This is a genomic window from Xanthobacter variabilis (assembly GCF_043831965.2).
In the GTDB taxonomy this organism is placed as follows: domain Bacteria; phylum Pseudomonadota; class Alphaproteobacteria; order Rhizobiales; family Xanthobacteraceae; genus Xanthobacter.
Window position 1 is genome coordinate 3,910,958 of sequence record NZ_CM195533.1, and the last position, 13,452, is coordinate 3,924,409.

A 13,452-nucleotide genomic window follows, 5' to 3' on the forward strand; every position below is an offset into this window, starting at 1 on the left:
CAACGCAGTCGCAATATCCGGAAATATTGCATTGCACCGTACCTGCCGCACACCAATGCCATGGCCAGATCTGCGACATAGTGCCATTTGGCACCATTGCCGCACCCATGCCCCCCGCAGTTAGAATTCAAACAATAAAGAACGAACCGAAACGAGCCGGGACGACTACATCGAAAACACGACGTTTTCGGGCGCGAATATTTTCGCGCCGCGTCTCTCCTTGCGCGTTTTCGGAAACAAATATTCGGCTGCTCCGTTCAGACAGGCCGAATGTGCACGGGGAGTGAGATGACCCACGACGATCTGACCATCAGCAAATACGATCTCCTGTTCGAGCCCATCAAGATCGGCCCGAAGGTGCTGAAGAACCGTTTCTATCAGGTTCCGCACTGCATCGGCGCGGGGTCCGACAAACCCGGCTTCCAGGCCGCCCACCGCTCCATCAAGGCCGAAGGCGGCTGGGGCGCCATCAATACCGAATATTGCTCCATCCATCCGGAAGCGGATGACACCCACCGCGTCTCAGCACGCATCTGGGATGAAGGCGACGTGCGGAATCTCTCGGCGATGACGTCGGAGATCCACAAATACGGCGCCTTGGCAGGCGTCGAGCTTTGGTACGGCGGAGCGCACGCCCCCTGCATGGAGACCCGCCAGACCGCCCGCGGTCCCAGCCAGTATGCCTCCGAGTTCGAATCCCTCACCTATTGCCATGAGATGGATTACGACGACATCCGTCGCGTGCAGGGCTTTTATGTGGAAGCGGCGCGGCGCGCCCGCGATGCCGGCTTCGACATCATCTATTGCTATGGCGCGCATTCCTATCTGCCGCTGCAGTTCCTCTCCAAATACTACAACAAGCGCACCGACAAATACGGTGGAAGCTTTGAAAACCGCGCCCGCTTCTGGATCGAGACGCTGGAGCAGATGAAAGCCGCGGTGGGCTCGGAATGTGCCATCGCCACCCGCTTCGCCGTCGACACGCTGATCGGCGAGGAAGGCATCGAGGTGGAGCGCGACGGCCTGAAGTTCGTGGAACTGGCCGACGACGTGGTGGACCTGTGGGACGTGAACGTGGGCGATATCGCCGAATGGGGCGAGGATGCCGGCCCCTCGCGCTTCTACCGCCAGGGCCATCAGCTCTCCTGGCAGAAGTTCGTGAAGCAGGCCTCGAAGAAGTGTGTGCTCGGTGTCGGTCGCTTTACTGATCCCGAGAAGATGGTGGAAGTCATCCGCAATGGCGAGCTGGACGTCATCGGCGCGGCGCGCCCCTCCATCGCCGATCCCTTCCTGCCGCAGAAGATCCGCGACGGGCGGCTGGACGACATCCGCACCTGCATCGGCTGCAACGTGTGCATCTCCCGCTGGGAGATCGGCGGCCCGCCCATGATCTGCACCCAGAACGCCACCGCCGGCGAGGAATTCCGCCGTGGCTGGCATCCGGAGCGCTTCCCCAAGAAGGGCTCGGACGATTCCATCCTGGTGGTGGGCGCCGGCCCGGCCGGCTCGGAGTGCGCCCGCGTGCTCATGGAGCGCGGCTATGTGGTGCATCTGGTGGACAGCGCCGAGAAGGTCGGCGGCTATGTGAACGATGTCGCCAGCCTGCCCGGGCTGGGCGAGTGGAGCTACCACCGCGACTATCGCGAAGTTCAGCTCACCAAGCTGTTGAAGCGCAACCGCGACAACCAGATCGCCCTGGGCGGCAAGCGCCTGTCGGTGGATGACGTGCTGAACTACGGCGCCGACAAGGTGGTGGTTGCCACTGGCGCCCATTGGGTGGCGGACGGCACCAACTGTCTGACCCACGCGCCCATTCCGGGCCTCGACGGCGCGCGCCGCGACAATGTGCTGACGCCGGAGGACGTCATTCGCGGCACCAAGCCCATCGGCAAGCGGGTCGTCATCCTCAATGCCGACCCCTATTACATGGCCCCCAGCCTGGCGCAGAAGCTGGCGGAGGCGGGACACCAGGTGACGGTGGCCACCGGCGTCGAGCTCGGCCGCTACATGCACTTCACCCTGGAAGCGCCCAACATGCACCGGATGCTGCACGAGCTGCACATCAACGTGCTGGGCAACACCTGGGCGAGCCGGGTCGAGGATGGGCGCATCGAGCTCTACAACATCTGGGGCGATGGCCATAAGCGCACCTATACCGGCCCCGGCAAGATGCCCCGCTCGGCCAACACCACCCACGCCTGGCATGAGTTCGACACGCTGGTGCTCGTCACCGCCCGCCGCTCGGACGATACCCTGTTCCGGGGCCTGAAGGCGCGCGCCAGTGAGTGGGACGCCCGCGGCATCAAGGGTGTCTACGTCATCGGCGATGCCTGGGCGCCCAAGCTCATCGCCGACGCCACCTTCGACGGTCAGCGGCTCGCCCGCGAGATCGAGGAAGCCAACCCGCAGGAGCCCAAGCCTTATCGGCGCGAGGCGGCCGTCTACGGCTCGCCCTATCAGCCGGGCGGCTCCTACGAGATCCGCTACCAGGGCTAGTTCCCCTCTCCCTGGTCGTGGCGGAGCGGGGCGCGTTCCATCCGCGCCCCGCAGGCGCCGCCCGCTCAGCCGGGCGGCGCCCCTTCCTCACTGTTCGAGACACAGGCGGTGGCCCGGCGGGACACCCTGCGCCTGAAGCTCCGAGGACGAGCAAGACATGATTCCGAGCGGCATCGCCCCCACTGAGGTCACGCGCATCCTGTTCCAGGACTTCTCCCTGTGGATGCTGTTGCTGTTCTATGCCTATGCCATCACCGCCATCGCCGTGTTCGGCTTCGGCGTCTATGTGCAGGTCCGCAAGTATCGCAGCGGACGTCCCGGCGCGGCCTTTTCCTGGCGCCAGCTTGCCACGCGCCTTGCCGACACCGCGAAAGTCATCGCCAGCCACCGCGCCCTGCGCCGGCGCGATGCCCGCACCGGCCGCCTCCACGCCTTTATTTTCTATGGCTTTACCCTGCTGTTTATCGGCACCGCCACCATCACCCTGCAGGAAGACATTCTGGGCCCGCTGCTCGGCGTGAACTTCTGGCACGGACAGTTCTACCTTATCTTCAAGCTGGTGCTGAATTTCGCGGGCGCGGGTTTCATCGCCGGGCTCACGTACATGATGTACCGGCGCGGCTGGCTGCGCCCGCCCAAGCTCGACTACACCCGCCCCGATCGCACGCCCGAGGATGCGGACTTCAGCCGCGAGCGCTACCGCATCGAGGATTGGGCCTTCCTGTGGACCCTCCTTCTCATCGGCGTCACCGGCTTTCTGCTCTCCGGCGCGCGCATGGTGTGGCTGCAGTCAGAGCCGGCGGTGTGGGAAACCCGCTGGTGGGCGCCCATCGGCGCGCTGGTCGCGGCGGGGTTGAAGGGCGTCGGCTTCACCAGCGAAGGCGCGGGGGCGCTGCGCATGGGCCTGTGGTGGTTCCACGGCGTGCTGGCGCTCACCTTCGTCGCGCTCATCCCCTACACCAAGGCCAAGCACATTGTCACCGCCGCCACCTCGTGGCTGCTGAAGGACCCCAATGCGCTCAACCACCTGCCGCTGGGCGATCTCGATGCCGACCATATCGGCTATCGCACCCTCGGCGACGTCTCCAGCCGCTATCTCGTCCAGGCCGATGCCTGCACCAAGTGCGGCCGCTGTCACGAGGCCTGCCCGGCCCGTGCCGCCGGCTACCCGCTCTCCCCGCGCGATGTCATCCTGACGCTGCGCGAACAGGCCAACGCGCTGCTGGGCGAAGTGCTACCCAAGCCACGCGCGGCGGCCTGCGCCACGCCGCTCATCGGCCTGGCCACCGGCGAATACAGGCCCGACACGCTGTGGTCGTGCCGCCAGTGCGGCGCCTGCACCGAAATCTGCCCGGTGGGGGTGGAGCATCTGCCGCTCATCAACCTGCTGCGCCGCGACATGGTGGACCAGGGCGAGATGGACAGCGCCCTGCAGCGCACCCTGGGCGCCATCGGCAAGACCGGCAACTGTTTCAACGAAAGCCGCCGCAAGCGCCCGCAATGGACCCGCGACCTGCCGTTCAAGATCAAGGACGCCCGCAAGGAGCCGGTGGAGGTGCTGTGGTTCGTGGGCGACTATGCGAGCTTCGATCCGCGCAGCCAGAAGGTCAGCCGCGCCTTCGCCCGCATCCTGCATGCCGCCGGCATCGATTTCGGCATCCTCTATGAGGGGGAGACCACCGCCGGCAACGACGTGCGCCGGGTGGGCGAGGAAGGGCTGTTCCAGCAGCTGGCGGAAGGCAATGTCGAGACTCTCGCCGGCTGCACCTTCTCGCGCATCGTCACCACCGATCCGCATTCCTTCAACACCCTGAAGAACGAGTATCCGGACCTCGGCGGCAGCTATCAGGTCAGCCATGCCAGCGCCTATCTGAAGGAGCTGCTGGACGCCGGCCGCATCGCGCCGGCGCGGCAGCTCGACTTCACCGTCACCTATCACGACCCCTGCCATCTCGGCCGGCTGAACAAGGGTTACGACGCCCCGCGCGAAGTGGTGGCCGCCACCGGCGCCAAGCTGGTGGAGCTGCCGCGCAGCCGCGACAATTCCTTCTGCTGCGGCGCCGGCGGTGGGCGCGTGTGGGTGCCGGACCCGCCCGGCACCTCCAAGGTCAGCGAGATCCGCGCCCGCGAGGCGGCCGAGATCGAAGGGCTCGACGTGCTGGTGGTCAATTGCCCCAAGTGCATGACGATGCTCGAAGATGCTGTGAAGACCACCGGCAATGAGCGCAACTTCCGGGTGATGGAGCTCACCGAGCTGCTGGCCGAGGCGCTGGAGGCCGACGAGGCCGCCCCCGCACCCGTGCCCGCCGAGGCCCACGAACCATGACCGCGTCGATGGCTCCCCCGCCGCCCCCTCCAGCAGACATGGACGCCCTGCTGTGCGCCCTGGAGCGGCGGGCCGACCCCTACCTCTGCCTGCCGGCTTATGGCGCGGCCGGCGCCGAGGGGGCGGAAGCGATGCTCGAACGCATCCTGCTGTCGCGGGAACGGCTAAAGCTCGCCTTTGCCGCTCTGCCCTTCACGCCGGTCCGCTTCCTCGAGCGGCTGGCGCGGGACGGACGACCCGCCGTGCTGCGCCGCCTCGCCCGCAACTCCGCGAGCAGCGCGACGACGCTTCTGACCCTGGCCCAGCGTGCGCCGGAGCAGGAAACGCGCATCGCCATCGCCGGCCACCGCAACGCGCCCGCACTGCTGCTTGCCGGGCTTGCGGGCGAGCCGGATGGAGCGGTGCGCGTCGCCCTGCTGCGCAATCCGGCCACCCCCATGCTGGTTCTGCACCGCCTGCTGGACCAGGCGAGCCCTGAGGAGGCCGCCTTGCTGGCCCGCCATCCGCAGGCGGATGCTGCGTTGCTGCGCGCGCTGGCCCGGCGCGAAGAGCCGGCGGCGGACGCGGAGATGCTCACCCACCCGGCCTGTCCGCCGGAGCATCTGGAACGCGCGTGGCGCGACAGCGACCCTGCCATCCGCCGTCGCTGCGCGGGCAATCCCGCATTGCCACGCGAAGCGCTGGGGTCCCTGTTGGCGGATCCCGATGCCGGGGTGCGTGCCGAGGCCGTGCGCGCGGCAGCCGGGGCGGAAGCCCTTTCCACCGAGGACGAAGCGGCCCGCGTGCGCCGCGCCCAGGCGCGCCACCTGCGCCTGCCGCCCGCCCTTGCCGCAGCGCTGGGGCGTGATCCGGATGTGTGGGTGCGCACCTGGCTCGCCCGCAATCCCCACCTGCCGGAAACCGTCCTGCGCGGCCTGTGCGGTGACGGCGAAGCGCGCGTTCGGCATGCGGCCGGGCGCCACCCCCATTGCCCTCCCGACGCGCTGGTCGGCCTTGCGACGGACACGGACGCCTGGGTACGTGCCGGCGTCGCCCCAAGGCCGGACCTGCCACCGGCGGCCCTGCGCGCGCTGGAGGCCGACACCGATATCGACGTGTGCTCCGCTGTCGCCCGCAACCCCAATGCCCGGATGGAAGCGCTGCTGGCGCGCGCCAGCCATCCCGATGTGGATGTGCGCCGGGCGGTGGCCTTGAACCCGCGCGCGCCCGCCGCGGCGCTGCGCCCGGTTCTCGCCGACCCCTATCCGCTGAACCGCGCCATCACCGTGCGCCACCCCAACCTGCCGGACGCCGAGGCCTGGCCGCTCGCAGAGGATCCGGAACCGCAGGTGCGGTTCGCGGTCGGCGCGCGCCTGGTGTCGCGCATGGCCCCACGCGCCGTGCCATCGCGTGCCATTCCGTTGCGCGCCCGCGCGCCCGAACTTTCTCCAGCCCTGTGAGGATGCCCATGAAGATACTCGTGCCGGTGAAACGCGTCGCCTCCCTGGACGACGAATTCGAGCTTCGCGACGACGGCCGTGATGTGGATCCGGACTTCTGCGAGTTCGACCTCAACGAGTTCGACGAATACGCCCTCGAAACCGCCGTGCTCATCAAGGAAAGCGCGCCCGAGGGAGCGGTGGAGGTGGTGGTCCTCACCATCGGCCCTGACGATGCCGACGATACCTTGCGCAAGGCCCTCGCCAAGGGCGCCGACCGGGCCATCCGGGTGGACGACGCGGACCTGGGCGACGCGGACCGCGTCGCCATTGCACGCGCCATCGCCAAGGTGGCGGAGCGCGAAGAGCCCGGCCTCGTGCTGTGCGGCGCCCAGTCCTCGGACTTCGGCCACGCGCAGACCGGCATGTCCGTGGCGGCCCTCCTCGGCTGGCCGCGGGTGGCCGTGGTCTCCCGCCTCGACCATGCGCCCGGCACCGCCACCGCGACCGTCGAGCGCGAGCTGGAAGGCGGGCTGGTGGAGCGTCTCGAGGTGGAAACGCCGGCGGTGCTGACCATCCAGCTCGGCATCAACACGCCGCGTTACGCCTCCCTGCGCGCCATCAAGCAGGCCAACGCCAAGGCCATCGAGAGCCTTGCGCCCGCCGATCTCGGGCTGAGTGCCGGGGAAACCGGCGGCGCCGGCGCGCTGAGCCGGGTGCGGCGCGTCTACGTGCCCGAGCGCGGCAAGAGTGAAATGATCGAGGGCACGCCCGCCCAGCAGGCCGCCCGTCTCTTGGAAATCATCGAGGAGGTGCAAGGCTGATGTCTGGAATTCTCGTTCTGGCAGAACACCGGCGCGGCGAGCTGCGCGCCGCCACGCTGGAGGCCATCGGCGCCGCCGGCCAGTTGAAGGCTGCGGTGGGCGGCGAGGTGAGCGTGGCGGTCATCGCGGCCGATCCGTCCGCCTTCGTGCCCGCGGTCAGCGTCGGCGCGGTGGACGAGGTGGTCACCATCACCGCCCCGGAGGCCGCGACCTTCGAGCCGCACCTGTACGAGCAGGCCCTCAACCGCCTGATCGCCGCGCGCAAGCCGGCCCTGGTGCTGCTGCCCCACAGCGTGGACAGCTGGGCGCTGGCCCCCGCGGTGGCCATCGCCAACGGCCTCGGCTTCGCCACCGACGTGTTCGGCCTCCAGGTGGAGGATGGCGCCATCGTCGCCACGCGCGCCGGCTACCAGGAAAAGGTGTTCGTGGAGATCGACTTCCCCGGCCGCGAGGGGGTGCTCGTCACCCTGCGCGGCGGGGCGTTCGAGCCTGCCAGTGGCCCGGCCCAGCCCCGCGTCACGCCGTTCGAGGCCGGCGACGCCCAGCGGCGCAGCCGGCACCTGGAATGGCGCGATCCGCCGGCCACCGGTGGCATCGACATTCCCGGCTCGCCCTTCATCCTCTCCATCGGCCGCGGTGTCGGCGACGAGGCGAACGTGTCCCAGTTCCTGGAACTGGCGGAGGGCCTGGGCGCGACGCTGGGATGCTCGCGGCCGATCGCCGACAACGGCTGGCTGCCCAAGGCGCGCCAGGTGGGCCAGTCGGGCCAGCTGGCGGCAAAGTGCAACCTCTATGTCGCCATGGGCATTTCCGGCTCGGTGCAGCACCAGTGGGGCATGAAGCACGTGGAGAATATCATCGCGGTCAACAAGGACCCCGAGGCCTCCATCTTCTCCATCGCCCGCTACGGCATCGTCGGCGACATGCTGGAGATCGCCGAGGAAGTGCGGAAACAAAAGGGCCTGTAAGCCCCCGCCCGGACACGAAGCCGCCCGGCATCACAAGCCGGGCGGTGCGCACGCCAAGTTCCGAGCAAGTCCACAAAAACGCCCGGGCCGGCACGCCTGCCTGACCTGACGCCGAGCACACGGGCGAGGGAGGAAATCGTGACCATCATCACCAATGTCCAAGACGGTGCCGGGACTGAGGGGCGACTGCATCGCTCCATCAGCTGGACCGGCGCCTTCTGGGTCGCGAGCGGCGTTCCCGCCCTCGTGCTGTTCTCCATCGGCGGCATCGCCGGCATGACGGGGACGCTCTCGTTCCTGATCTGGGGCATCTCCATCGGCATGGGCTTCATCCAGTCCTTCATCTATGCCGAGATCGCCGGCCTGTTTCCCAACAAGTCCGGCGGCGCCTCCATCTATGGCGCAGCGGCCTGGGTGCGCTATGTGAAGCTGGTGGCGCCGCTCTCAGTCTGGTGCAACTGGTTCGCCTGGAGCCCGGTGCTCTCTCTGGGCTGCTCCATCGCCGCGGCCTACATCCTCAACGCCCTCGCCCCGGTTCCGGCGCTGAACAGCCCGGAGGTGGCCCAGTGGCTCACCGTGCACGGCGCCAGCCTCACCGGCACCGAGGCCGAGAAGGCCGCCGCCGCTGTTGCCGCGCTGACGCCCCACATCCGTGACTGGACGCTGATGACCCATGCCATCGGCCCGGTGTCCTTCTCCCTCAATGCCGCCTTCTTCGTGGGCGCGGCGCTCATGCTGCTGGTGTTCGCCATCCAGCATCGCGGCATTCTCGGCACCGCCAATGTGCAGAAGTGGATCGGCCTGTCGGTGATCGTGCCCATGCTGGTGGTGGGCATCGTGCCCCTGCTGACGGGACAGGTGAACTGGAGCAACTTTTCGCCGCTGGTGCCGCTGGCCGCCGCCGGGGCGCCGGACGCGGGCAGCTGGAATATTCCCGGCTGGACGCTGGTGCTCGGCGGCCTGTTCATCGCCGCCTGGTCCACCTACGGCTTCGAAACCGCCGTGTGCTACACGGGCGAATTCCGCAATCCCGAGCGCGACACCTTCAAGGCCATCTTCTATTCGGGCCTTCTGTGCCTCGCTTTGTTCATCCTGGTGCCGTTCACCTTCCAGGGTGTTCTGGGCCTCGGCGGCATGCTCGATCCGGCCATCGTCGACGGCTCCGGCGTCGCCCAGGCCATGGCCCACATGGTCGGCGGCGGCAAGATCGTCGAGAGCGTGCTCGTCATGCTGATGATCCTGGCGCTGATGCTCTCCATCATGACCGCCATGGCCGGCTCCTCGCGCACCCTCTACCAGGGCGCGGTGGACGGCTGGCTGCCCCGCTACCTCGACCATGTGAACGAGCACGGCGCGCCCACCCGCGCCATGTGGACCGACCTGTGGTTCAACATCGTGCTCCTGGCCATCGCCTGCGCCGACAGCACCAGCTTCTTCTTCGTGCTGGCGGTGGCGAATGTGGGCTACATCATCTTCAACTTCCTGAACCTGAACTCCGGCTGGATCCACCGCATCGACAGCGCCCATGTGGACCGGCCCTACAAGGCGCCCACCTTCATCCTCGCCCTCGGCACCCTGTTCGCCTTTGTGAATGCGGTGTTCATGGGCGCCGGTGCCAAGGTGTGGAACCCGGTGGCCCTGTGGGCCGGGCTCATCACCGCCGCCCTCATCATCCCGGTCTTCATCTACCGGCATTACATCCAGGACGGCGGCAAGTTCCCGCATGAGACCTTCGAGGATCTGACCATCGGCGACGGCAAGCACACGCAGAAGCGTGCCGGCATGCTGCCCTACCTCGCACTCGTCGCCGGACTTGTGGTGGTGCTCGCCTCCAACTGGCTGTTCCAGCTCTGACGCCGCGCGGCCCGGTGCCCGCCGGGCCGCGAGACCTCCCCTCATTCCTCAAGAAGGATGCCCCGCATGACCGCCGGCACCCCTGCCTATTCTCGCCTGTCCGCCCTCTCCGACCGACATCGCGCCCTCGGCACCACCTTCGAGGCGGCATGGAACGACATGCCCGTGCCGCAGAACTACGCGACCGACCCCGATGACGAGGTGATTGCCGTGCGCACCGCCGCCGGCCTGTTCGACGTCTCCGCCCTGCGCATCATCGATGTCTCGGGCAGCGACGCCCTGGCCGTGCTGGAGGAGCTGTTCACCTCCGATATCGCCAGCATCGCCCCCGGGGCCGCCTCCCTCACCGGGCTGCTGGACGAAAACGGCAGCCTCATCGATGACGTGCTCGTTTATTGCGACGGGCCGAACGCCTATCGCGTGTCCCACGGCAGCGGCTGCCTGGAAGACCTGCTGCCGGCCGCGGCTGCGGGGCACGACGTCACCTTCCGCAAGGACGATGACGTGCATATGCTGTCCTTCCAGGGCCCGAAGGCGCTCGACATCCTGGCCCCGCACACCGGCTTCGACCTGAAAACCCTGCCCTATTTCGGGCACCGGCGAACCACCCTGTTCGGCCGCCCGGTTTCCATCGCGCGGGGCGGCTATTCGGGCGAGCGCGGCTACGAGGTCTCCTGCGCGTCAACCGATGCCGTCTTCATGTGGGATTCCATATTGGAAGCGGGACGCCCGCACGGGGCCATGGCGGTTTCCTGGTCCTGCCTCGACATCGTTCGGGTGGAAGGCGCGCTGCTGTTCTACCCCTATGATATGCCGGAGGGCGACACCACGCCCTGGGAGGCCGGGCTCGGCTGGACCGTCAATCCGGACAAGCCCGCCTTCCGCGGCCGCGAAGCCGTGCTGCGCCGGCGTGGGCAGGAGCGGGTGGCGCAAGCGGGCATCGAGATCGACCATCACGCAGCCATCGAGCCCGGCGCCAAGCTGTTCCGCGATGGCAAGGAGGTGGGCATCGTGAATTCCACCACCTACAGCCGCTATCTCATGCGCTCCCTGGCGCTGGTGCATGTGGCGCCCGAGCTTTCCGCCTTCGGCACCGAGCTGGAAGTGCGTGGCGCCGAGGGCAGCTTCCCCGCGCGGGTGGTGAAGACGCCGTTCTATGACCCACTGCGCCTGCGCACCCACCCGCTCGCTGAACGGACGGCCTGACCTCCCGCAGCTGCCGCGACAGGCCGAGCCGTAACCTGGGGGCTTCCTCCTGGGCAACTGCCGGAGAACGAGCGGGCCTCGCGCCCCTCGTCTCCGGCCTTTTCCCGCACCAAGCCGTACCGTGGCGCAACAAATTCCGCCGCGGAGAAATACAATCGCTTCGCGCGCGCGAGATGTGTCGCCGACGCGCGCAATGAAATCAATGCATGCAACTGGAAAACAACCAGATTGCACCGCAATATCAATCAGATGTACGGAGCATGATGACGCAAGGTCCGCATTGCCACGGGGCTGCCTCTCCGCTTTACTCCAGTCGGAAGAATTCAAATGTATTCACATGCCGGCTGGAGCGTAGGGCATGGCAGAACCGCTTCCCCTTCGGCCGCCTTCCGCACTTGGGCGATACAGCGCCGTGCCGCTGAACAGTCCGGAGTGGTTCGCGCACGTGGGGCAGGTTGCCCGTGTGATTGGCAGCGATCGCTTCCATCGCGAGCTGGTGGAGCTGTTCGGAGCGGCAATCGATCACGATGCGTGCTGGATCATCCGCTATTCCCGCGTCGCGCCGCCTGACGTGCTTTTCACCAAGAACGTGGCGAGCGATATCGTCGCTTATTATACCAACATCTACGCCTCGGTCGACCCGTTTTCCGAGTATTGGCGAAATAATGGCAACCCTGGCGTGCTGCAACTCAACGACGTGCGCTCCCCCGGTCGCGCGTGGGACATGTACCACAAGGTTTTCCAGACCGTCGCCAACATCTCGGACGAACTGGGCATCTTTTTCTCGACCGTTGGCCACTGCTGCTTCGGCCTGTTCCTGGAACGGGAGACCGGCCGCTTCTCGCCCGGCGACATCGAGCGGGCGCGGCTGATTTTTCCCATGCTGGAGGGTTTCCACCGCTCGCACCTCGGCTCGCTGTTCAACAATCTGCGCAATCTGCGCGGGCCGCAGGTGGAAGGCTTCATCACCCGCCCGACCCTCATCAAGGACCGCTTCGGAGTGGATGTCTTCTCCAATGAGGCATGGCAGAAGGCCGCCGCGAGCGAGCCCGCATTGACCCTCGTGACCGAGGAACTGCACGCCGCCGGTGCCACCGCGCCACGGGCCCTGCCGCAATTCACCGTGAAGGTGGAAGCGTTCGACCGCGACTTTCCCCTGGCCCCCGGCGGGCGCATGTATGTGCTGGACACCACCGCGGCCCGGCCCGTTGAGGACCCCGACCGGCTGCTGGAGGAAGCGCTTAAGATCTTCACCCCGCGTGAGAGGGAAATTCTGCTGCTGCTCATGAACGGTGAAACCACCGGCGGCATCGCGCAGAAGCTCAACCTCAGCAAGGGCACCATCAAGAACTGCCGCCTGCGCATGTATCGCAAGACCGGGGTGGGCTCAGAACGCGCGCTGGTGAAGCACGTGATGCAGCACCTCGACCCGCGCCACGAGGCCGGATAGGTCCCGAGCGAGTCGCAACCGGCGACGCTCAGCGCTCTCCGGCACAGCTGGCGAGGGCACGCGGAAGCACGACGGCAAGGCGCTCCGCCCATGCTCTCTGCTCTTCCGCGCGGGCGATGAGATCCTGCCGAATCTCAATACCCACGTGCAGCGCCCCGCGCTGCTCGCCGTGCACGGGGATCGTCCAGTCCGTGTCGTCTCCCACATCATAGGGCTCGTTGTCGCCCACCGGGAAATCGGCCTCGCCGCGCAGGTGCGCCAGCATCGCATGGGCCAGCCTGCTGTCGCGATTGTGGAGCAGGCCCACATGCCAGGGGCGCGCGAAACCTCCAAAAACCGGGGTGAAACTGTGCATGGCGATGAGGACCGCCGGCACCCGCTGGGCCCGCCGGCGATCGAGCTCGGCTGAGATGCGGCCGTGATAGGGCGCGAAAATCTCCTCTTCGCGCGCGCGCCGGGCCGCCATGTCCAGCGAGCGGTTGCCAGGAACCGGGGTCCCGTCGCTGATCTCCGGAATTGACTGCCTGCTGCCGGGCGGGCGGTTGCAATCAATGACGAGGCGGGAATAGTTCTGTTGTATGAGCGGCGCATCAAGCAGGTCTGACAGCAACCGGCAGACCCCGGCGATGCCAAGATCCCACGCAATGTGGCGTTCACGGTCCCCCTCGGAAAGGCCGAGCGTGCCGAGCGACCGGGGAAGGCCGTTACCCGCATGATCCGAAACAAGGACGAACTCGGACCGGCCATTGGCATTGAACACCGAAACCGGCGACATATCGCCCGCCGCCAGCACAGACAGATTTACGCTCACGTCCCGCGCCCCTTTCGGCACCGCGCCGCACCCGTGTCACGACGCCTTCGCGCCGCACCCATACACCCGATCCCCTCGGGCCGCCCACGACAGAGGTTC

At 67.4% G+C, this 13,452-nt stretch carries 9 protein-coding genes; 8 read left to right on the forward strand and 1 reads right to left on the reverse strand.

Going from position 1 to position 13,452, the window contains the following annotated elements; all coding sequences use genetic code 11:
- Positions 1 to 288 precede the first annotated feature (288 nt).
- From V5F26_RS17050 to V5F26_RS17085, 8 genes are all read left to right on the forward strand, one after another.
- Positions 289 to 2,496 carry an oxidoreductase gene (locus tag V5F26_RS17050; protein WP_234052390.1) on the forward strand — a complete coding sequence of 736 codons (2,208 nt, stop codon included), beginning with the start codon at positions 289 to 291 and terminating at the stop codon, positions 2,494 to 2,496.
- A 157-nt stretch (positions 2,497 to 2,653) separates the two neighbouring features.
- Positions 2,654 to 4,822, forward strand: a complete 2,169-nt coding sequence (locus tag V5F26_RS17055; RefSeq protein WP_394947313.1) for a (Fe-S)-binding protein — start codon at positions 2,654 to 2,656, stop codon at positions 4,820 to 4,822.
- The gene (locus V5F26_RS17060; RefSeq protein ID WP_394947312.1) at positions 4,819 to 6,261 is read left to right on the forward strand and encodes a hypothetical protein; all 1,443 of its coding nucleotides are present in this window, start codon (positions 4,819 to 4,821) and stop codon (positions 6,259 to 6,261) included. Before V5F26_RS17055 ends, V5F26_RS17060 begins: the two co-directional genes overlap by 4 nt.
- Before the next feature lie 8 nt (positions 6,262 to 6,269).
- Entirely contained in the window at positions 6,270 to 7,064 is a 795-nt protein-coding gene (locus V5F26_RS17065) for an electron transfer flavoprotein subunit beta/FixA family protein (protein ID WP_394947311.1), read from the forward strand.
- Positions 7,064 to 8,032: an electron transfer flavoprotein subunit alpha/FixB family protein gene (locus tag V5F26_RS17070; protein WP_394055348.1), complete on the forward strand. Its 969-nt coding sequence runs from the start codon at positions 7,064 to 7,066 to the stop codon at positions 8,030 to 8,032. Before V5F26_RS17065 ends, V5F26_RS17070 begins: the two co-directional genes overlap by 1 nt.
- 135 nt (positions 8,033 to 8,167) lie before the next feature.
- Positions 8,168 to 9,886 carry a trimethylamine N-oxide permease gene (locus tag V5F26_RS17075; protein ID WP_394947407.1) on the forward strand — a complete coding sequence of 573 codons (1,719 nt, stop codon included), beginning with the start codon at positions 8,168 to 8,170 and terminating at the stop codon, positions 9,884 to 9,886.
- 66 nt (positions 9,887 to 9,952) lie between these two features.
- Positions 9,953 to 11,092: an aminomethyl transferase family protein gene (locus V5F26_RS17080; protein ID WP_394947310.1), complete on the forward strand. Its 1,140-nt coding sequence runs from the start codon at positions 9,953 to 9,955 to the stop codon at positions 11,090 to 11,092.
- A gap of 358 nt (positions 11,093 to 11,450) precedes the next feature.
- Positions 11,451 to 12,542: a helix-turn-helix transcriptional regulator gene (locus V5F26_RS17085; protein ID WP_234052397.1), complete on the forward strand. Its 1,092-nt coding sequence runs from the start codon at positions 11,451 to 11,453 to the stop codon at positions 12,540 to 12,542.
- A 28-nt stretch (positions 12,543 to 12,570) separates the two neighbouring features.
- On the opposite strand, the gene V5F26_RS17090 is transcribed toward V5F26_RS17085, so the two are convergent.
- Entirely contained in the window at positions 12,571 to 13,317 is a 747-nt protein-coding gene (locus tag V5F26_RS17090; protein ID WP_394055834.1) for an N-formylglutamate amidohydrolase, read from the reverse strand.
- Between the last annotated feature and the right edge of the window lie 135 nt (positions 13,318 to 13,452).